Consider the following 20,026-nt stretch of genomic DNA (forward strand, 5'->3'; position numbering starts at 1 on the left):
GGCTTGTCGATGGGATTGTTCATTGAAGCTGCGGTCGCGGTGCTCATGGCGCTTACCCTGGGCTATTGCGTTATTCTCAACCGCCGCCTGGCACACCTGCATGCCGACCGCGAGGCGCTCAAGCTGATGGTCGGCGATCTGGTGACGGCGACAAACCTTGCCAACCAGGCCATCAAGGAGCTCAAGGCCACCGCCGTCGAAGCGGACATGACCCTGAGCTCGCGCCTCGAAGAAGCCGAGCGTTTCGGCATCGAACTGGCAAACCACGTCAATGCAGGCGCTGCCATGATGCAGCGCATCGTGCGCCTCACCAATGTCGCTCGCCAGCATCCCGTGCTGGCGACGCCCAGCCAGGCCGCCGAACAGGCCGACCGCATGGATGGCAAGCAGCCCAACAAGGTCCGCGCCGCGCTCGAACAGCTTACGACGCGCGTCAGTAATCGTGGAGTTGCCGCGTGAACCGGATCCGCCTGCTTCCTGTCGTTATCCTGATGGTGGCAGCCCTGCTCGTCCTCAAGACGGTGGGCCTGGTCACCCAGGGACACTACGCTCTCTCGGGCGTCACGCCGGCCATGGCGGCCGGCGGTGGTGGCGAAGCTGCGGGCGGCCATGGTGGCGGCGCGGCAGCTCCCGCCGGAACCACAACCTTGCAGCAGCCGACCCTTTCGGATGCTGCTCCGACCTTGGGCGATACTTCGCCCACGCTCGGCCAGCAGGCCGATGCCGCCGCCGGCGGCCACGGCGCTCCTCCTGCCGCTGAAGGCGGGCACGGCACTGCGCCGGCTGCAGAAGGTGAAACCGTGCAGGTCGCCGAAGCCAATATCGACGCTGCCCAGTCCAGCGGCGAGCATGGTGGCAGCAATAGCGTAGCCGACTTCAATGCCTGCGCGCCGCGTCCCGTCGGTGAAGTCCAAGGTGGTCAGCTCACGGTCGTGCCGGGAGATTGCCCGCCGCAGGCCGACGCCGTGCCGCAATTGTCGACGCCCACCGGCAATGTCGATATCGGCGGTTCTGACCCGACGCTCACCGAACAGGTCCTGCTCGATCGTCTGGCCGCGCGCCGTACCGAGCTTGAAACCTACGAGCAGGAGCTGGCCATGCGCGCCTCGCTCATCGACGCTGCCGAAAAGCGCGCCAATGAACGGACGGCAACGCTCCAGGCCCTCGAAGCGCAGATCGCGACCCTGGTCGAAGAGCGCAAGAAGCTCGAAGAAGAGCAGTTCACTGCCATCGTCTCCATGTACCAGACGATGAAGCCCAAGGACGCCGCCGGCATCTTCAACCAGCTTGAGATCGATATCCTGGTGCGCGTCGCCAAGATGATGTCGCCGCGCAAGATGGCGCCGATTCTCGCCGCCATGGACACGGTCCGGGCCCAGGAGCTGACGGTGCGACTCGCCTCCGAGACTTCGGAGAATCCCGAAGAGATGCAGGCGGCGGATATCGCGGCCTTGCCGCAGATCGTCGGCCAGTAAGCAGCCCCGAAGCCCGCAACCTTGAAATTGCGGGCTTTTTCCTTGCCTGAGGCCAAATTTTCGTCGCTGCGGAGGCTCTTCCACCCCCTCCGCGTAATCGGACGTTAAGCATGCCCGATTAGGTTTGTGCCTAGTCTTTTTGTCGTTGGTGTTTTCCGCATGCGCGGGGTTCCCAGCACTGCGTCGGGCAGGTGGAAGTCGTGAAAATGACCAGCAAACCGGGTTGGCTGCGGCCACGCAATATTCTTGCTGCGGCCTTACTGTCGGTCAGCCTGATGTCTGTTTCGCTCGCTATGGCCCAGGAGCAGGCGCAGTTCTTCGCCACCCAGGAAGAAGGCTACGGCCGCCTCGTCGTCAGCTTCCCGGATCGCGACACTATGCCTGCCTATGCCATGCGCATGAGCAATGGCGTTCTCTCGCTCGAATTCCAGGAGCCGATTTCACTCGTCCTGCCTGACGTCGCCTCGATCATGCCCGAATATCTATCCGTGGCGCGGCTCGATCCGGCCGGCACGGGCCTCCGCATCGGCCTGCGTACCACGCTCAATTTCAACCGCACCGAAGCGGGTACAAAACTCTTCATCGACCTCCTGCCGCCCGATTGGCAGGGCTCGCCACCGCCGCTGCCGCAGGACGTGCTCGACGAAATGGCCGAGAAGGCCCAGCGCATCGCCCTGCGCGACGACCAGAAGCGCAAGGCGCAGGTCGTGGCCGAGCAGAACCCGATCGCCAGCCTCCGCATCGGCCGCAATCCGACCTTCATGCGCCTGCAGTTCGATTGGACCATTCCCACCGGCGGCACTTTTGACTTCTCCGGCGAGCAAGGCCGCATCGATTTCGAATGGCCGGTCAATATCGACCTGCGCGAATTGCTGACCGATCTGCCCTCCGAAATCGTCTCGGCCAAAAATTCGGTCACTCTCGATGGCAGTGCCGTCGAAATGAAGTTCGGCCGCGGCGTCACTCCGCGGTTCTATTCGACCGGGCCCAACCAATATGTGCTCGATATCGACATAGCGGGCGAGGGGCTGCCAGAATTCTCCGCCGCCGCATTGGCCTCCGAACTGCCCGCCAGCGCCCCTGCCGCCGAGGGCCAGCAGCCGGGTGTCGTGGTCGCAGGCAGCGACCTGACCGCCACCGATCCCGAAAAGATCACCCCGTTCGTCACGACGCTGGGCAGCACCGTCCGCGTCGTCTTCCCCTTCGTTCAGGAAACGCCCTCGGCCATCTTCCGGCGCGGCGACTCGGTCTGGCTGGTCTTTGACACGCACAGCGCCATCCAGCTTCCCGAAGAGCTCGAAAAGCTCTCTGACATCTCGAGCGAATTCGTCGTCACCACTATCGACGATGCGCAGGTGGTTCGCATCGATCTCTCGCAGGATCGGCTCGCCACCATCGGTTCGGAAGGCCAGGCCTGGGTTCTTTCGCTCGGCGATGTCATGATGGCGCCGACCGAGCCCATGGAACTGACCCGCCGCCGCGATATGCGCGGCGATTTCGAGATGACCGCCAATATGGTCCGCCCCGGCCGCGTTCATGATTTCCAGGATCCGCTGGTCGGCGATCATCTCAGCGTCATCACCGCCTATCCACCGGCCCGCGGCATTACCCGCTCGCTCGACTATGTGGATTTCTCCGCGCTCCAGAGCGTTCATGGCCTCGTCATCCGTCCCAAGGCCGACAATCTCGAAGTCGCGCTCGAAAACGCCCTTGCCGTCATCACGGCGGACGAGGGGCTGGAAGTGTCGTCCACCGACACGCTCCGCCAGGACCTGCCGTCCTCGGCCCCCAGCCAGCGCGCCAGCTTCATCGATTTCGATCCCTTGCAGCAGCCCGATTTCGCGCTCTTTGCCAAGCAGCGCGACGAGCTGGAAGCAACCGCCGCCGCCAGCGATGGCCGCGCCCGTGATACGGCCCGGCTCGACCTCGCCAATTTCTTCATCGCCAACGGTCTTTCCCACGAAGCGCTCGGCATTCTTCGGGTAATCGGGGAAACCCAGCGCAATGAGGAAGTGCTCAACAAGGTCCAGATGAGTGAGGCCGTCGCCAATATCATGGCCGGCCGCCCCAAAGACGCGCTGATGCGACTCAATGGCTCGAACATGGACCAGGACATCGACGCGATGTTCTGGCGCGCCATCGCCCGCTCGCAGAATGGCGACTATGCCGGCGCTCGTGCCGACGCCACCCAAGCCTATTCCATCATCGACAGCTACCCATCCTGGGCGCGCGAAAAATTCCTCCTGGCCGCCACGCGCGCGGCCGTTGAGGAGCACTATGCCGATCAGGCCCAGGAGATGATCGGCGACGTCGTCTTCGCCGCGCTCAACCCCGATCAGGTCGGCGAGTTCAGCCTGCTCTCCGGCCGTATCGCCGAGGAGCAGGGGCGTCTTGATGCTGCCATCGACATGTACGGTCAGGCCATCGCCACCGAAATCCGGCCGGCCCGCGCCGAAGCGGTTTATCGCACCCTCGGCATTCTCGACAAGCAGAAGCGCCTCGACGTGGTGCGCGGTGCGCAAACCCTTGCCGCCGAAGCGCTGCTCTGGCGCGGCGATGCCCTCGGCGCCGATATGCAGGGCATGCTGGCCGACCTCTATTTCCGCACCGGCGAATATCGCCAGGGTTTTGAATCGGTCATGGCCGCCGTCGCCAGCGACCCGGAAAGTCGCGACGTGCAGGCCCTGAGCGATCACGCCCAGCGCATGTTCAACGATCTCTTCCTCAATGGTCTCGCCGATTCCATCGATCCAATCGCGGCACTCGGCATCTATTACGACTTCCGCCAGCTCACCCCGCCCGGCGCCCGTGGCGACGAAATGATCCGCAATCTGGCGCGGCGCCTCGTGCGCGTCGACCTGCTGCCGCAGGCCGCCGAACTCCTGCAATACCAGCTCGACAACCGCCTGCGCGGCGTTGCCCGCACCGAAGTCGCCTCCGATCTCGCCGTCATCTACCTCGCCGAACACAAGCCGGCCGAAGCCATGCGCGTGCTCAATGACACGCGCCTTCCTGACCTCTCCGGCACGCTCGCCCGCCAGCGCCGGATTCTCGAAGCCCGCGCTCTGCTCGATGGCGGCCGCGACCAGCTCGCGCTCGATCTCGTGCGTGATCTCAGCGGCCAGGACGTCGAACTCATGCGTATCGACGCCCATTGGCAGGCCAAGCGCTACGCCCAGGCTGGCCAGTTCATCGAACAGCTTTATGGCGCAACGCCAGCCGGCGTGCCGCTCACCAAGGCCGCCCGCATGGGCATCCTGCAGGCCGGTGTCGGCTATGCCCTTTCCAACGACGCTGCCGGCCTTGCGCGCCTGCGCTCCAAATATTCCGATGCCATGGTCAATTCGCCGGAATGGCCGATGTTCGACTATGTCACCGGCCCGATCGAAGTCACCAGCACCCAGTTCCGCCAGGTCGCCCAGCAGATCGCCGCCGTCGACGGCCTCGAAACCTTCCTCGCCGCCTATCGCGACGTCTACGAAAGCCAGGGCGCGCTTACACCGATATCGGCGAGTGAAGAGGACGGCGGGTCGGTGGCGTCGCTCAGCGAGTAGGACACGCCGTGATCGAGCGCCCCGGCCTGGGCAATTCGGCCCACGCCGAACCGCTGCTTCGCCGCGCCGCGCTCTGGGCCGCCGACTGCGCCGATCTGGCGCTACCGGTATTCGAGGCCATCGCACCTGCGGACAACAGAGCGCGTGACGCCATCGACGGCGCGCGCCAGTTCGGCCTCGGCGGCAAGCGGGACAAGGGCTTGCGGACGCTGGCATGGGCCGCCCATGCCGCCGCCAGCGAGAGCGATGCGCCATCGGCAAAATACGCGGCGCGCTCGGCAATGCTGGCCGCGGCAGTCGCCTATACGCATACCGACCTGACCATTGGGAAACAGGGCATCAACCAGGCCAGACATCTGCTTGGCCCCGCCGTGTACGCGGCTCTTGCCTGCGAAGCCTCGTCCGATACGAAAGCCGGCATTGCAGAAAACATCCTGCAAACCACGGCCAGTAGCGCGCCAGTGGATGTCTTTACGCTCCTCAGGCAGTTCCCACTTCAGCCCCGCGGCGCCACGCGGCTAGGCCAGCTTTTTCACGACCTCGACTCTCGCCTGCGGCAGGCTTTCGGCGGCTAAGCATCTCAGGCGTCGCGGACCGCGTTCATCTGCCATCACCACCGACCTCATCATGAGGCGCCGCGGTCGAAGGTCCGATCTGCCGCCACCTCTACCAGCTATTAGGTCGGAGTTCCCGAATCTGGTGCGCCTTGTTCAGTAGCTCCTGGCACTGGTCCCAGACGCTTTCTGGATTGATGACGCTCACCCACCGCATCCTGCCGTAAACGGGATGCGGAAAGAGAACATCGAGCGCCTGATAGTCGATATTTGCCTCGTCCAGCGCCGCTCTGGTTTGCAAATCCGGAAACAGGGCGGCAAAGGTCTCCTTGTCCGTGGCTAAGTTGAGCCGAAAGACCCCCGGCCGGTCTAAATTCGACAAAGCGTCATATGCATCATCATGGGTGACGACGGTTGCGAAGGGGAATTTTTGCTCGTCTCCCCGGAAAAAGAACAGATCGTCCGTGCTGTCATGCACGCTCACATCCGGCAGCGCGGTGAGAAACGATCGGATATCGACAAGCGAAACACCCATGCTAAACTCCATTGACCAAATTTGGCTAGTTGAAGCTAGGCTAAGTAACCAAATTTGGCTAGTACGCAATAGTGAGGGCGAAACGGCATGAACGTTGTCAGGCTACTGGTGTTGGGAGCACTACGCGAGACCGGGCCAGCCCATGGCTACGCCATTGGTCAATTGCTTGACGACTGGCAGGTGCAGACATGGACCAATTTGCGCTCCGGCTCCGTCTACCACGCGCTTCAGCAGATGGCGAAAGAGGGGCTGATTATGGCTGGTGAGCCGGAAACCGGCGATCGTGGTCCGGGAAAGACGCGGTTCGCGATCACCGATGCCGGCCGCGCCTCGTTCTTTGCCCTATTGCGCGAGGCCCTTTCGAGCTTCGACCTGATCGAGCTGAGTTCCGGCCTTGCCTTTCTCGACGCTCTGCCGGACGAGGGGCGTGAATTGCTCGCCGAGACCAAAGCCCTCCTGGAAGAGAACGCGCTTCGATTGCAGAAGATTGCGGCGACGACGTCAAACGAAAAGGGTGCGCCCCGTACACAGGATCTGCTCGGCCTGTGGAGCGCCAATCTGGCCGCCACGGCAGGCAGCCTCGAGAAAATTCTCGCCCGGAACTAGCCTCCCGCTTGCGCCTCGCCAAAGAGCAAGATCGGTCGAGAGAAGCTGGATGGCATGGCGCATAGATCGCGTGCCACGAAGGAAATGCGATGACCCCAGCACAGCAAAACTATCAGGCCCGCATGCAGCGCGTTCTTGCCCATGTCGATGCTCATCTCGACGATGAGCTCGATCTGGCGACGCTGAGTGAGGTCGCCGCCTTTTCCAAATTTCACTTCCACCGGCAGTTCTCGGCAACTTTTGGCTTGTCCGTGCACCGCTATGTCCAGCTCGCCCGCTTGAAGCGAGCGTCCCGTGCGCTTGCCTGGGACGATGCCCAAAGCATCACGGATATAGCGATGGATGCCGGCTATGACGCCCCTGATGCCTTCGCCCGCGCCTTTCGGCAACGGCTCGCGCAGGCGCCGTCCGAGTTTCGGAAGTCACCGGACTGGTCTTCGTGGCTCTCGGCCTTCGGGCCTTTGGACAATGCGAGAGACAAAGTCATGCAGATCATCTTCGAAGAGAACGACGTTACCATCCGCGATGTGCCGGAGACCCCGGTAGCCCTTATCGAGCATCGCGGCGACCGCGCCCGCTTGGGCGAAACACTTGAGCGCTTCAGGGCGTGGTGCAAGGCGGCCGGCCTCACACCCGAAACCGGGCGATCGAGCTACATGGTGTTCCGCTCCGAACGCGAGCCGGCAATACCGGAAGACTACAGCATGGACCTTTGCGTCGAAACGGATCGCCCCATTGGCGCCGACGATGCGCCGATGACCGCCGGCCTCATCCCCGCGGGGCGCTGTGCCGTGCTGCGTTATCCCGGCAATACCAACAACCTTGAACCGGCCGCCCTCTACCTCTACCGCGACTGGCTCCCGCAAAGCGGCGAAGAGGCGCGCGACTTCCCCCTCTATGCGCGAAGGCAATTCGTGCCGATGCAGAACCTGCAGGCCCATGAAGTCATCGTGGAACTCTACCTGCCGCTCAAATAGCTGATCTCACAGGCGGCTTTGCCCAAGGCAAGCCGCCTGTTCTTTCTCCAACTTGCGATCAACACACCGCGTTTGGTGTCCGTTGGTTCACTGACCTGGCAAAGCCATCTGGCCGTCGCTAACTCGTAAAACTTCGCACCAGCGAGCCAACGACCAGATACCAGCCGTCCACGAGCACGAAGAAGATCAGCTTGAAGGGCAGGGAGATGACCACCGGCGGCAGCATCATCATACCCATGCTCATCAGCACCGAAGCGACGACCATGTCGATGATGACAAACGGCAAAAACAGCAAAAATCCGATTTCGAAGGCGCGGCGCAGTTCCGAGATCAGGAAGGCCGGAATCAGCAGCTGCAGCGGAATGGCTTCCGGCTCGGCCGGGATTTCCGCCTCGGTCAGGTCGTAGAACAGTGACAGATCCTGTTCGCGCACATTGGCGCGCATGAAGGCATGGAGCGGCGCTACGGTCGGCTCAAAAGCCTCGGAAATCTCGATTTCGCCGGCCAGCAGCGGCGCGATGCCGTTATTGTAGCTTTGCTCCAGCGTCGGCTGCATGATGAAGAAGGTGAGGAACAGCGCCAGCGAGATCATCACCGAATTCGGCGGTGCGGTTTGCAGGCCAATGGCCGTGCGCAGCAGCGAAAGCACGACGACGATGCGCGTAAAACTCGTCACCATCACGAGGATGGATGGCGCTAGCGACAGGATCGTAAGAAGGCCGATGAGCTGGATGGCGCGCTCGGCCAGAGCCGTGTCGTCGCCGAAGCCAATGGACAGTTCCTGCGCCTGGGCAATACCCATGCCGACAAGCGTCAGGCCGGCCGCGATGGCCAGGCCGATCAGGGCGCGCTTCTTGAGGCGCGCCCGCGCAGCACTAGTTTCGGTTGCTCTCGCCCTGCGCTTCGTGATCACGCGTTACGCTTTCGTTAACCGCTCGTCCTGCGTCCTCTGTAGCTGAGTCGGTCGCGGTCGCGGGCGAAATGTCCGGCTTATACCCGGCTGGCAATGTGTCCTGCGTGGAAACGGGGCGCAGTAGGCCCGTGTGGCGCAGCGAGCGGCCCGGCGCCTGTTCGCGCGCCTTGTTGGCCTCGCGGGCCCGATCAATGGCGGCGCCGGGGCCGGCGACGGTGGTCACAACAGCCGCAGCGGCCTTTGGCTGGGCCGCCGGTGCGTCATTATTGGCCTTGCGGCCGATCATTGGCACGGGGCGGCGCGTGGTCTGGGCTGCCGGCGGTTCGGGCGGCACGATGCCGGCTTCCACCACCAGATCCTGGGCGCCGCCGGTCAAAATAAGGTGTTCGACATTGTCGCGCCGCACGATCAGCAATTGCCGCTTCTGGTCAACCACGAGGCTGTCCACAATGGCGAGACGCTTGTTGCGGCCGCGCACGCCATTGCTCGATACGCGAAACAGCAGTTTGAGCAGCCACACGCCCAGAAGGATCAGGACGATGACGGCGCCGAGGGCGAAGAGTGCGGTCAGGTAGGTATTGCCGCTTCCGCCGAAGAGGCTGGTGATGAACTGCACTGATTCCAACTCCTAAGCATGCCCCCGGTTTCGGGGCGAGGCATGCGTAACAACAAAAGACTAAGGCGTGGAGAGCGAATCGAAGATCGCGACGCGCCTTAGAGTGGCCTCCCCGACTCTGTCGGGCATTTTCTGCCCAGTCAAATCAGGCAATCATGCAGAATGCGAGGCATTTTAGGACAGTGTGCGGTCACTATTAACGCTTCTTTAACCCTGATTAGGCAGGTTTTGCCCATCTGACTTGGACTCAGGAGTAGTCGCGATGGGGTTGATGGACATGCCGGTGTTTTCGGCGCTGACGGACAAGATGCGCTGGCATCAGGCCCGTCAGGGTCTTCTGGCCGAGAACGTCGCCAACGCGGACAATCCTGGCTTCAAGGGGCGCGATCTGAAGCAGTACAATTTCGAGGACCGTTTCAGCGTCGTGCAGGCGCCGGTCGTCAGCACTGTTGCGACTCAGCCTAGGCACTTTTCGACCTCTATCGGCGGCGGCACAAGCTTCACCGACGACAAGATGGTCAATTTCGAGATCACGCCGAAGGGAAACGGCATCACCCTCGAAGACGAGATGATGAAGGTCACGACCAATATGATGGACTATCAGGCCGCGACCTCCCTCTACCAGAAATCGGTCAAGATACTGAAGACCGCACTCGGCAAGACCGCTTAAGAAAGGGCCTGATCCATGGATTTCAATACTTCTATCGGCATCGCCGCCACGGGCCTGCACGCACAGTCGGCCCGCATGCGCGTCATCGCCGAAAATATCGCCAACGCCGACTCCACGGCGACCACGCCGGGCGGCGAACCCTATCGCCGCCGCGTTCCCACCTTTGAAACGGTGATGAACAACGAGCTTGGCGGCCGCGTCGTCACCATGGGCAAGCTGGCCTATGACCAGAGCGACTTCAACAACCGCTACGAGCCCGGCCACCCGGCCGCCGATGCGAACGGTTACGTTCAATACCCCAACGTCAACACACTGATCGAGACGATGGACATGCGCGAGGCCCAGCGCAGCTATGAGGCCAATCTCAACGTGGTTTCCGTAACCCGCCAGATGCTCGGGCAAACGCTCGACATTCTCCGCGGCTGACGGTTCTGGGGGCAATCATCATGGCGTCAACACCCTTCAATATCGCAGCAGCGGCCTATGGCAATGCCAGCCGCCTCGCGTCGCAGATCAGCCGTCCCGAAGCGGAAGCCGCAATCGCCGGCGTTGCCGGTGGCCCCAACTTCGCGCAGATGCTGGCCCAGTCGGTCCAGTCCGTGACCGAAAGCGGTCGCGCCGCCGATCCGACGGCCATCGCCACCCTGAGCGATGCCGCGACCCGCATGCTGACCCAGGCTTCTCAGCCCGGTGCACAGTTAGGCACCAATCCGGGTAATGGCGGCAATGACTTCGCCGCTATGCTGGCCCAGTCGGTCCAGGGCGTCGTCGATCAGGGCCGCCAGTCGGACCAGATGGCCATCGACATGGTCAATGGCAAGGCGAACGTGGTCGACATGGTCACCGCCATGTCCCAGACCGAATTTGCCATCGAAAGCATCGTGACGATCCGCGACCGCGTGATCCAGTCCTATGAATCGATCATGAGCATGCCGATCTAGTCTTCCACCGAAGTGTGAGTGGGGGCGGCAGGATTTGCCACCTCAGGCGTTCAGGAATCAGTTACCATTTGCGGGTGACCGCATGGGAAATTGAGTCGTGACCGGCGCTGAAGTCCTCGACATTGCCAATCAGGGTATCTGGACGCTGATCATCGTGTCCCTACCGATGATGCTGGTCGGCCTTGTCGTCGGCGTCGTCATTGCCCTCTTTCAGGCCCTGACGCAAATCCAGGAACAAACCCTGGTCTTCGTTCCCAAGATCATCGCCATCTTCGTCACCATGTTGCTGACGCTGCCGTTTCTCGGCGCCACTATGTCGGCCTATATGACGCGGGTTGTCGATATGATCATCGTCGGCGGCTGATGTTTACGCTCAACCTCGACTGGGGGCCTGCGGCAGCGTTCACCTATCTCATCCTCTTCGCCCGCATCGGCGCCATGCTGATGCTGATGCCTGCGCTCGGCGAAGACACGATCCCGATGCGGTTGCGTCTTGCCTTCGGGCTCACCTTTACCTTTGTGCTCTATCCTTTGCTCTCCAGCATCATGCCCCCCATGCCGCAGGATATTCCAGGCATGGTGGCGCTGCTTTTTCACGAGCTGGCCGTTGGCCTCATCATCGGCGGCATTGTGCGCATCACCACCATGGCGACGCAGATCGCCGGTGCCATCGTCGCTTTTCAGGCTGGCCTTTCCGGCGCCATGGCGGCCGACCCGACCCAGCAGGGCATGCAGAGCGCGGTTTTTACGAGCTTCCTGTCCTTCCTCGGCATCACGCTGATCTTCGCCACCGATTTGCATCACATGGCGCTTGCGGCGATCTATGACAGTTATGACGTGTTTTCGCCGACCATGCCGATCATGTCGGAAGACGCCATGCAGCTGGCTCTTAAAACAGTCGCAGGCGCCTTTTCGGTGGGCGTGCAGATGTCCGCACCCTTCATCGTCTTCGGCCTCGTCTTCAACCTCGGCGCCGGCATCCTGTCGCGCCTGATGCCTCAATTGCAGGTCTATTTCATCCTGATGCCCGCCAATATCCTGGCCGGGCTGGTTCTGTTTGCTCTTTTGCTCATGATGATGATGGGGTGGTATCTCTCCGCCTTCGAAAATCATCTGGCTATGTGGCGGGGGTAGTCGATGGCCGACGAAGCCCCGGAGCAGGACAGCAAAACAGAAGACCCTTCCCAAAAGAAGCTTGAGGAAGCCCATAAGAAAGGCGACGTCGCCAAGAGCCAGGAGGTCACCACCTGGTTCATGCTGATCGGCACGACCATCGTCTTTGCCTCCATGGCGCCATGGGTGTCGACCCAGATCAGCAATCCCTTGCAGATCATCATGATGAATGCCGATCGCTTCAACGTCGAAGGCTCGGGGTTTTCGGCCTTTTTTAATGGTCTGGCTTTCTCGATGATCGGCGCCGTGCTGGCGCCGCTGGCCGTACTCTATGTTTGCGGCATCCTCGCCAATCTCGTGCAGCATCGGCCACTGTTCTCGGCCGAGCCCATCACTCCGAAATTCTCGAAAATATCTCCGCTCGCCGGGGCAAAGCGCCTGTTTTCAACCGACGCTTTGGTCAATTTCGGCAAGGGCCTCTTGAAGATCGCCGTGGTCGGCATCGTCGTCGTCATGGTGGTCTGGCCCGAGCGAGATCGCCTCGACACCATGATGACGGCTGACCCCATCATCATCCTGATGGATTTCCAGGAGCTTGGCGTAAAGATCCTGACCGCCGTGCTCATCGTGGTCACCTTCATCGCCGCCGCCGACTATTTTTACACCCGCCAGAAATGGTGGAAGCGGCAGATGATGACGGTCCAGGAAACGCGCGAAGAATACAAGCAGATGGAAGGCGACCCGCACGTCAAGGGCCGCATCCGCCAGTTGCGCCAGGAGCGCGCCCGCAAGCGCATGATGCAGGCCGTGCCCGACGCCACCGTGGTCGTCACCAACCCGACCCACTACGCAGTCGCCCTCAAATACGACAAGGGCATGGGCGCGCCCAAATGCGTCGCCAAGGGCGCCGATGCCGTGGCCCTGCGCATCCGCACCGTGGCCAAAGAAAACGACGTCCCGATCATCGAGAATCCGCCTTTGGCCCGCGCGCTCTTTGCCTCGGTCGATGTCGACGACGACATTCCCGCCGATCACTACAAGGCCGTCGCCGAAATCATCGGCTTCGTCATGCGCCTCAAGCATGGCCAGAGCTGGAAGGCGCGGGGGTAGGGCGGTTCCATGGATTTCATGAAGCTCCTCAAGTCGCTTGAGGAATTGCTCTACGAGCTGATCAGCTGGTTTCTCTTCTATCCGCTGACCCTGTGGCGCATCGTTCGCCGGCCGCTCCACATGCTCTCCTATGCCGAACGGCAATTGCTGGAGGAGGAGGACCGGCAGTTCGACGATGGCCTCAGCCCGCCCATCCTGCTGCTGATCTCGCTGGTGGTCCTGCACAGCCTGAGCCAGGCGGTGCAACCGGAGCAGGAGCATGTGCTTTCCGGACTGCTCGCCGACGACTGGAACCTGTTGATCTTCCGCGCAGTCATCTTCAGCCTGTTCCCGCTGCTGTTCGGTCTCTTGCAGCTAAAACTGAACCGGGCGCGATTGACGCGAACCACGTTCAAGCCGGTCTTCTACAGCCAGTGCTACGCCACCGTGCCCTTCGTGGTACTGGCGAGCCTCGGCCTGCAATGCGTCACCGCCAACCAGGTCCTTCTGGGGTGGCTCATCGGCGGCGCCGGCCTTGTCTGGTACATCAGCGTCGAAACGCTCTGGCTTGCCCGCAGCGCTAAGCTGCGGCCAGCTATCTCGGCGTTTTTCGTGCTCGCGACGCTGGTCGTCGCCGTGCCGCTATTCCTGCTGTCGGCCCTGTTGATCGGCCTTGCCAGCGGTTCGGTGTCGCTGGCGGACTAGGCTTCAACGCCAACCGGCAAGTGACCGAGCGTAAAGCTGGTCAGGAAGAGAACCCAGTCATTGAAGATGTGGGCGATAGACGACACCCAGAGATTGCGGGTGACCAGATAGGCGATGGTCAAGACAATCCGCGCCGTGCCGATGATGCCGATGCACTGGATAAAATTCCAGTTGTAGGTCGGCAGGTGCATGGCCGAGAACCATAGTGTCGACACCACCACGGCAATGATCAGCCCAAGGCGCCGCGATAGCCCGAATTTGGTCACGCAGAGCCACAGCACCGCCAGCAACGGCAAGATGGACACGGCCTCCTCGCCGATCAGCTGGATGAACGTGCGCGCCAGAAACAGCAGCAGATCCACCGCGCCATAGGTCGCCAGGCCCTCCACCGCGGCATTGGGCGAGGCACCGAAAAGCTGGCTGATGGCAATGCCGAAAATACCAGACACGAGCACCGTCAACACGCCAAAGCCGATGCCAATACCGAACTGTTTTAGCCCCAGCGGCCGGAAGATCGCCGGTGGGCGCCAACCGGTCACGGCCATGATGGTCAGCAGCGGCAGCCCGGTAAAGACCACGGCGGGAATGAAGACGAGTGGCACCGTCTCGAAGGGTGCCAGAATGAGCTGGAAGAACGCGACAATCACGGAGGCGATCACCAGCAGCCAGCCCCGGCCGCCGATCGCCACCGGCTCGCCGGCATAATAGGGAAGGTCGATCTTGATCGTCATCACGCGTGCCCCAAAGCCCTGCCGCATCTAAGCGTGGTGCCGGAATATTGGCAAGCGGATCAAGAGGTAAGGCCGTCTCGCTCCAATCGGTCCAGAACAAAATTCGCCCGCTCGCCGACCGGGATCTTGGGCAGTTCCACCACCTCATAGCCCAGCGCCGGATAGTCCCGCAGCAGCCGTTCATACTCTTCCATCGCGGCTTCGAGCCCATGCTGCCGCTCAGCGTCCTGCCGATAAATTTCGGGCCAGGGCGGCGTCAAAAATACCGTGTGGTTGAACCGCCACGCGTCCGCAAAGCTCTGCAATACTGGCTCTCCGGTCATCTCGCCCAGCCCCGAAGCGGCATCGAGGAGCCCCCGGTCGAAGAAAACCGGGCCGGGCAGCGCGCTCGCTCGCTCCAGGTCCTCCAGCGACAGCGCAATCGCCCTCCGCAGGAATGACTCTGCATCGACCCCGGGTAGCGCCTTGCCGTCCCCGGCCAGTTCTGCGGCGACGATGCGCCGCCCCGGTTCCTCGATCACGGAAAAGCCCCGGCGCGCCAGCTCTTCAAGCAGCGTTGATTTTCCCCCGCCCGAACAGCCTGAAATGATGATGAAGCGGTCCATTTTCGATCTCCTTGAGTAAAATTGTGGGGTGCAAGTCGCCTTTGGGCTGGTCTCGCCGTGTGAAAAACCGCCTTCGCACTCCCATGGCGGCGACCCATTTGATAGACCAGAGGGAGTGTCCCGAATCGGGGCAGGTTGGGGACCGGCCAGCATTCGCCTGAATGAGGATTGGTCTCAGCGCTGGAGTTTTTCGACCCATGGCAACGACCCCGCTCGGCGAGGACAATTATCCCGATCCGCTGGTTGCCTCGCCTCGGGGTGGCGCGGGCCTCTGGCGCGTGGCTGCGCTTGGCCTCGTCATCATCGGTGCCGCCGCCGCTTTTGCTCTCTTCGGCGATCGTCTGCCGCAGGAAGTGGTGATGGTTTTTGTCGGCCTCTTGGCCGTCGCCGGAGTGTTTTTCCTCTTCGGCCTCGCCGCCGGGCTCTTCCGCTTCGCCGCGTCCGAAGAACGCCGGACTATCACACGGGCCCTGGTCGATACGGTCGGCCGCGGCATCGTCGTTGCCGATCGCGATGGCAAGATCGCCTATGCCAATGCCCATTATGGCACGTTTGCCGGCGCACTCAATAATGGCGTGCCCGTCAGCGTCCCCCGCCTCTTTTCTGGCCAGGCCGATGCGGGCGAGGCCATGTATCGCCTGACTCGCGCCGCCAAGGATGGCCGCAATGCCATCGAGGATATCCGCATCGTCGGCGGCCTCGGCGGCTCGCAGACCGAAACCAACCGCGCGTTCTGGTACCGTGTCTCCGTGCGGCCGCTGCCGCAGACCGATGAAACCAGCAAGCCTGTCGTCGGCTGGACCGTCGAGGACATCACCCGCGACCGCGAAAGCAACGAGACCGCCTTCCTCGACCTGCAGCGCGCCATCGATTATCTCGACCATTCCCCGGCCGGCTTCTTCTCCGCCGATGCCCAGGGCCGCATTCAATATCTCAATTCGACCCTGGCCGATTGGCTGGGCTATGACCTCGCCGAATTCAATGCCGGCCAATTGAGCCTCGGCGACGTCGTCCGTGGCGATGGCGCGACCCTGCTCATGCGTGGCCGCCGCGATGGCGAAATTACCACCGAGATCATCGATATCGACCTCGTGCGCCGCAATGGCACGGCTCTGCCGGTGCGCCTCCTGCACCGCGCCGCCCGCCTCGCCGATGGCGAATTGGGCGAAACCCGCACCCTGGTCCTCGATCGTTCAAGCGCGCCCGAAAACGAAGAAGAGCTTCGCGCCGCCGAAGTGCGTTTCTCGCGCTTCTTCAACGACACGCCATTCGCCATCGCCACGCTCGATGGCGAAGGCCGCATTGTGCGCACCAATGCCCCCTTCGGCCGCATCTTCCGCTGGTCCGGCGAGGAAAAGAGTCTGGAACTGCAGCCGCTGCACGATCTTATCGGCGAAGGCAGCCGCGACAAGCTCGCCAAAGCGCTGTCCGACGCCACGGCCCAGCGCACCGAGGTCGAACCGGTCGACGCTCAGCTCAGCGTCGAAGGCGACAGCGCCGTTCGTCTCTATATATCCGCCTCCGAAGTCAGCGCCGGCTCGCCCGAGCAGGTCAATGTCTATGCCCTCGACATGACCGACCAGCGAAAACTCGAAGCCCAGTTCGCCCAGAGCCAGAAGATGCAGGCCGTCGGCCAGCTCGCCGGCGGCGTGGCGCATGATTTCAACAATCTGCTCACCGCCATCATCGGCTTCTCCGATCTCTTGCTGCTCAAGCACAAGCCTGGTGATCCGTCCTTCTCCGAGCTCATGCAGATCAAGCAGAACGCCAACCGCGCCGCGGGCCTCACCCGCCAGCTCCTGGCCTTCTCGCGCCGCCAGACCCTGCGCCCGCAGGTCCTTGAGCTGCCGCTCATCGTCGATGACCTCACCGTGCTCCTCAAGCGCATGATCGGCGAAAAGAACCAACTCTCCGTCGAACACGGCCGCAACATCTGGCCCATCCGCGCCGACGTGGTGCAACTCGAACAGGTTGTCATCAACCTCGTCGTCAATGCCCGCGACGCTATGCCGGACGGCGGTTCGATCACCGTCCGCACCAGCAATGTGACCGAGGACGAAACCCGCGAACTGAAGTTCGAAGGCATGGTCCCGGCCGACTATGTGCTGATCGACGTCCAGGACACTGGCACCGGCATGTCGCCCGAGATCATGGCCAAGATTTTCGAGCCCTTCTTTACTACCAAGGAACTGGGCAAGGGCACTGGCCTCGGCCTCTCCACGGTCTACGGCATCGTCAAACAGACCGAAGGCTTCATCTATCCGGTCTCGACCGTCGGCGTCGGCACCACCTTCAAGATCTTCCTGCCGCGCTACGTTCCTACTGCCGAGGAAGTCGCCGCCAAGACCGCTGCCGCCTCCGCCCCAGCAAAGGACCTTACCGGCCACGAACGCATCCTGCTCGTCGAGGACGAAGAAAGCGTGCGCGCATTCTCCGCCAGAGCCCTCCGCACCACTGGCTACGAAGTGTTTGAAGCCGATGGCGGCGAAGAGGCCCTGGAAGTGCTTGAGGACCTCGACTACGAAGTTGATCTCATCATTTCCGACGTGGTCATGCCCGAAATGGACGGCCCGACCATGCTTAGGGCTATTCGCGACAAGATGACGAATCTCAAAATCATCTTCGTCTCCGGCTATGCCGAAGAGAGTGTGCGCCGCGACATCGAAGACGACCAGAGCGTCGACTTCCTGCCAAAGCCCTATTCGCTCGACCAGATCAATTCCAAGGTCAAGGAAGTACTCCAGCGCCAGGACAAGCTCGACGGCTAGGGCAGGGAGGCTTTGCGCAGTACGCCTCTCTCCTCTCCTTCGTCATTGCCGGGCTTGTCCCGGCAATCCATCCCACCTCCGCATGGACCACCGGGACAAGCCCGGTGGTGACGACAACGAATGGGCCCCGTAATTCCGGCAGCCGTTACGTCCTCTTGTAGTCCGAGGCTCCGCAAATCACGTCGCCACGAGGCCTACTATGCTATGGTACTGGTCGACCGCGGATTTCGTGACGCCCCAGGAGCCCCACGTGACCACTCAGCCCAGTTTGGAAGGCTCTGACGAATACAACGTCCTCGGCGAGCTGCTGCAACCCTGTTCCGAGGACCCGCTGACTGGCTTCTTCCGCTCGGGCTATTGCGCCGCCGGCCCCGAAAACGCTGCGGTCCACATCATCTGCATCGAAACCACGGTCGAGTTCCTTGAGTTCTCGAAATCAGTCGGCAATGACCTCTCGACGCCACGCCCCGAATTCGCCTTCCCCGGCCTCGTCCCCGGAAACCGCTGGTGCCTCGTCGCCGTCCGCTGGCTACAAGCCCACGAAGCCGGCAAGGCCCCGCGCGTCTATCTCCACGCCACGAACCGCAAGGTTCTTGATCTGGTTCCGCTAGGAATTCTAAAAGGTTACGCGCTGGACTTGAACTGATGGTTCAATCCGTGACGCGCAATTCCTCGTACGACACCATGACATGCTCACGGAACGCCGCCCGCTGCGTCAGCGCCTGATAGTAGCGCTCGATATTGGGCCAGGCCGGCCGCGCAATATCGATATCGAAATACCGATAGAGCACATGCCCAAACTGGATATCGGCCAGCGTAAACGCCGCCCCCGCCAGAAAAGCCTGCCGCCCCAATTGCGCGTCTGCAATCGCCAAGACCCCATTGAGCTTCGTCAGCGCCGCCTCGATCGCCGAGGGATCGCGCTTTGACGGCGCCGTCCGCACCACCCGCCAGAATACCGGTCCGGTAAACGACAGCGTCACATTGATCTTGGCCCATTCGGCCCACTGATCAACCGGCGCCCGCGACGCCGGGTCGCTCGGCCAAAACCCCTCGCCCCCATAGCGCGCCGCGAGATAACGCAGGATCGCTCCAGTCTCCCAGATCGGCGCCCTAATCCCATCCTGCAGCACCGGCACCGTGCCATTGGGATTCATCGCCAGGAATTCCGGCGTGTCATTCCCACCATAGCGATGCCCGACATCGTGCCGCTCGTAGTTCAACCCTAGTTCGCCAATGCACCACATCAGCGCCTGCACATTGGACGACGTTTTTCGCCCCCAGACCGTCAGCATGTTCAGGCCTGTTCCGCCGCGAGCAGCCGATCGAGACTTTTGAAGCTGAATTCCATGCCTTCGGCCATGCCCGTCGACACGACGAAATCGCGATGCGCCATCGACTCATAGGTAAAACTGTTGACCACCAGCGTGCCCTTGTCCTGCAGCCGGAATTCCAGTTCCGAGCGATAGGGCGGGCCCATCTCGCCGGCCTCGAACCGCTCCTGTGCATCGATATAGCGAATTGCGTCTATCTTTTTGATCGCGCCAGCGACCGCCAGAAAGCCATTGTCCGGCCCGTGCCACTCAAACCGATAGCCGCCGCCCTCGCGCGCGTCATAGGTGCAGACCGGCATGGTCCAGCCATCCGGGCCGGTCAGCCAACGCCGGATCAGGCTTGGTTGCGTATAGCAGGCATAGACGAGATGCGGCGGCGCGACGAAAGCGCGTGTGATCACCAATTGCGTGTCGCTCGGAGACGACACCGAAAGCGGATCGCCAAATTGCATTTGTCTCTCCCTAGTTTTTCCCGGCAAGCTTTTCGAGCTGCTGCAACTCCTCCAGCAGATCGTCGAGCCGCTCGAACTGCGCCTGCCAATATTTCCGGTATTCGATCAGCCAGCCGGTCACCTCGGCCAACGGCTGCGCTTCAAGATGCACCGGCCGCTTTTGCGCATCGCGCCCGCGCGAAACGAGCCCGGCCTTCTCCAACACCTTCAAGTGCTTGGAAATCGCCGGCTGGCTCATGGCAAACGGCTCGGCCAGATCCATGACCGTCACATCGCCCTCGCGTGCCAGCCGCGCCAGGATAGCCCGGCGCGTCGGGTCCGAAAGGGCATGAAAGGTCGCGTCCAGCCGCGCAGTATCGGCCATCCCAAAGCTCCAGTACAAAACTAA

The 20,026-nt window shown here is 62.1% G+C and carries 23 protein-coding genes; 15 read left to right on the forward strand and 8 right to left on the reverse strand.

Translation table 11 applies throughout. From position 1 onward, the window contains the following. Positions 1–9: 9 nt before the first annotated feature. The 4 genes from J7557_RS03120 (at position 10) to J7557_RS03135 (ending at position 5,604) form a co-directional block, all read left to right on the forward strand. Positions 10–459 (forward strand): DUF6468 domain-containing protein, encoded by a 450-nt coding sequence (locus tag J7557_RS03120; RefSeq protein ID WP_291417234.1) that lies wholly within the window; start codon positions 10–12, stop codon positions 457–459. Next, positions 456–1,475, forward strand: a complete 1,020-nt coding sequence (locus J7557_RS03125; protein ID WP_291417236.1) for a MotE family protein — start codon at positions 456–458, stop codon at positions 1,473–1,475. Before J7557_RS03120 ends, J7557_RS03125 begins: the two co-directional genes overlap by 4 nt. A gap of 206 nt (positions 1,476–1,681) precedes the next feature. After that, positions 1,682–5,029, forward strand: coding sequence for a hypothetical protein (locus tag J7557_RS03130; RefSeq protein WP_291417238.1), 3,348 nt, complete (start codon positions 1,682–1,684; stop codon positions 5,027–5,029). An 8-nt stretch (positions 5,030–5,037) separates the two neighbouring features. Then, positions 5,038–5,604 carry a putative immunity protein gene (locus J7557_RS03135; RefSeq protein ID WP_291417240.1) on the forward strand — a complete coding sequence of 189 codons (567 nt, stop codon included), beginning with the start codon at positions 5,038–5,040 and terminating at the stop codon, positions 5,602–5,604. A gap of 91 nt (positions 5,605–5,695) precedes the next feature. On the opposite strand, the gene J7557_RS03140 is transcribed toward J7557_RS03135, so the two are convergent. Then, on the reverse strand, positions 5,696–6,118 hold the full coding sequence (locus J7557_RS03140; protein ID WP_291417242.1) for a DUF6194 family protein: 423 nt from the start codon (positions 6,116–6,118) through the stop codon (positions 5,696–5,698). Positions 6,119–6,205: 87 nt separating this feature from the next. Between J7557_RS03140 and J7557_RS03145 the strand changes: the two genes are divergently transcribed. Together J7557_RS03145 and J7557_RS03150 are read left to right on the forward strand one after the other, a co-directional pair. Next, positions 6,206–6,724, forward strand: coding sequence for a PadR family transcriptional regulator (locus tag J7557_RS03145; protein ID WP_291417244.1), 519 nt, complete (start codon positions 6,206–6,208; stop codon positions 6,722–6,724). 89 nt (positions 6,725–6,813) lie between these two features. Then, the gene (locus J7557_RS03150; RefSeq protein WP_291417246.1) at positions 6,814–7,701 is read left to right on the forward strand and encodes a GyrI-like domain-containing protein; all 888 of its coding nucleotides are present in this window, start codon (positions 6,814–6,816) and stop codon (positions 7,699–7,701) included. Positions 7,702–7,819: 118 nt separating this feature from the next. Here the strand turns inward: J7557_RS03150 and fliP are convergent, their stop codons facing one another. Next, the gene (fliP, locus tag J7557_RS03155) at positions 7,820–8,503 is read right to left on the reverse strand and encodes a flagellar type III secretion system pore protein FliP (protein WP_291418277.1); all 684 of its coding nucleotides are present in this window, start codon (positions 8,501–8,503) and stop codon (positions 7,820–7,822) included. Between the two features lie 73 nt (positions 8,504–8,576). Next, the gene (locus J7557_RS03160; RefSeq protein ID WP_291417248.1) at positions 8,577–9,230 is read right to left on the reverse strand and encodes a flagellar biosynthetic protein FliO; all 654 of its coding nucleotides are present in this window, start codon (positions 9,228–9,230) and stop codon (positions 8,577–8,579) included. Between the two features lie 262 nt (positions 9,231–9,492). On the opposite strand from J7557_RS03160, the gene J7557_RS03165 reads away from it, so the two are divergent. The 7 genes from J7557_RS03165 to J7557_RS03195 all read left to right on the forward strand — a co-directional run bounded on the left by J7557_RS03165 (position 9,493) and on the right by J7557_RS03195 (position 13,748). Next, positions 9,493–9,900 carry a flagellar basal-body rod protein FlgB gene (locus J7557_RS03165; RefSeq protein WP_291417250.1) on the forward strand — a complete coding sequence of 136 codons (408 nt, stop codon included), beginning with the start codon at positions 9,493–9,495 and terminating at the stop codon, positions 9,898–9,900. Positions 9,901–9,915: 15 nt separating this feature from the next. Then, the gene (gene flgC / locus J7557_RS03170) at positions 9,916–10,326 is read left to right on the forward strand and encodes a flagellar basal body rod protein FlgC (RefSeq protein ID WP_291417251.1); all 411 of its coding nucleotides are present in this window, start codon (positions 9,916–9,918) and stop codon (positions 10,324–10,326) included. A gap of 20 nt (positions 10,327–10,346) precedes the next feature. Then, positions 10,347–10,841 (forward strand): flagellar hook-basal body complex protein FliE, encoded by a 495-nt coding sequence (locus tag J7557_RS03175; protein ID WP_291417253.1) that lies wholly within the window; start codon positions 10,347–10,349, stop codon positions 10,839–10,841. A gap of 97 nt (positions 10,842–10,938) precedes the next feature. Beyond that, a complete protein-coding gene (gene fliQ, locus J7557_RS03180; RefSeq protein WP_035087516.1) occupies positions 10,939–11,205 on the forward strand; it encodes a flagellar biosynthesis protein FliQ in 267 nt (88 codons plus the stop codon). After that, a complete protein-coding gene (fliR, locus tag J7557_RS03185) occupies positions 11,205–11,975 on the forward strand; it encodes a flagellar biosynthetic protein FliR (RefSeq protein ID WP_291417255.1) in 771 nt (256 codons plus the stop codon). The genes fliQ and fliR overlap by 1 nt, the downstream gene beginning before the upstream one ends. A 3-nt stretch (positions 11,976–11,978) precedes the next feature. Beyond that, entirely contained in the window at positions 11,979–13,064 is a 1,086-nt protein-coding gene (flhB, locus tag J7557_RS03190) for a flagellar biosynthesis protein FlhB (protein ID WP_291417257.1), read from the forward strand. Positions 13,065–13,073: 9 nt separating this feature from the next. Continuing rightward, positions 13,074–13,748 (forward strand): permease, encoded by a 675-nt coding sequence (locus J7557_RS03195; protein WP_291417259.1) that lies wholly within the window; start codon positions 13,074–13,076, stop codon positions 13,746–13,748. Here the strand turns inward: J7557_RS03195 and J7557_RS03200 are convergent. Beyond that, positions 13,745–14,479, reverse strand: coding sequence for a CPBP family intramembrane glutamic endopeptidase (locus J7557_RS03200; RefSeq protein ID WP_291417261.1), 735 nt, complete (start codon positions 14,477–14,479; stop codon positions 13,745–13,747). The two genes, J7557_RS03195 and J7557_RS03200, sit on opposite strands and share 4 nt — an antisense overlap. 59 nt (positions 14,480–14,538) lie before the next feature. After that, the gene (locus J7557_RS03205) at positions 14,539–15,084 is read right to left on the reverse strand and encodes an AAA family ATPase (RefSeq protein ID WP_291417262.1); all 546 of its coding nucleotides are present in this window, start codon (positions 15,082–15,084) and stop codon (positions 14,539–14,541) included. A gap of 197 nt (positions 15,085–15,281) precedes the next feature. Between J7557_RS03205 and cckA the strand changes: the two genes are divergently transcribed. Both cckA and J7557_RS03215 read left to right on the forward strand, forming a co-directional pair. Continuing rightward, positions 15,282–17,852: a cell cycle histidine kinase CckA gene (cckA, locus tag J7557_RS03210; protein WP_291417264.1), complete on the forward strand. Its 2,571-nt coding sequence runs from the start codon at positions 15,282–15,284 to the stop codon at positions 17,850–17,852. Positions 17,853–18,102: 250 nt separating this feature from the next. Next, complete coding sequence (locus J7557_RS03215) at positions 18,103–18,498, forward strand: DUF2237 domain-containing protein (RefSeq protein ID WP_291417266.1); 396 nt, start codon at positions 18,103–18,105, stop codon at positions 18,496–18,498. A 4-nt stretch (positions 18,499–18,502) separates the two neighbouring features. Here J7557_RS03215 and J7557_RS03220 read toward each other — a convergent pair whose 3' ends face one another. The 3 genes from J7557_RS03220 to J7557_RS03230 are packed head-to-tail and all read right to left on the reverse strand — an operon-like array spanning position 18,503 to position 20,002. Continuing rightward, positions 18,503–19,147: a glutathione S-transferase family protein gene (locus J7557_RS03220; RefSeq protein WP_291417268.1), complete on the reverse strand. Its 645-nt coding sequence runs from the start codon at positions 19,145–19,147 to the stop codon at positions 18,503–18,505. A 2-nt stretch (positions 19,148–19,149) separates the two neighbouring features. Continuing rightward, the gene (locus tag J7557_RS03225) at positions 19,150–19,638 is read right to left on the reverse strand and encodes an SRPBCC domain-containing protein (RefSeq protein ID WP_291417271.1); all 489 of its coding nucleotides are present in this window, start codon (positions 19,636–19,638) and stop codon (positions 19,150–19,152) included. A 10-nt stretch (positions 19,639–19,648) separates the two neighbouring features. Next, a complete protein-coding gene (locus J7557_RS03230; protein WP_035083402.1) occupies positions 19,649–20,002 on the reverse strand; it encodes a helix-turn-helix transcriptional regulator in 354 nt (117 codons plus the stop codon). Positions 20,003–20,026: the final 24 nt, after the last annotated feature.

Source organism: Devosia sp., assembly GCF_017744655.1.
Classification (GTDB): domain Bacteria; phylum Pseudomonadota; class Alphaproteobacteria; order Rhizobiales; family Devosiaceae; genus Devosia.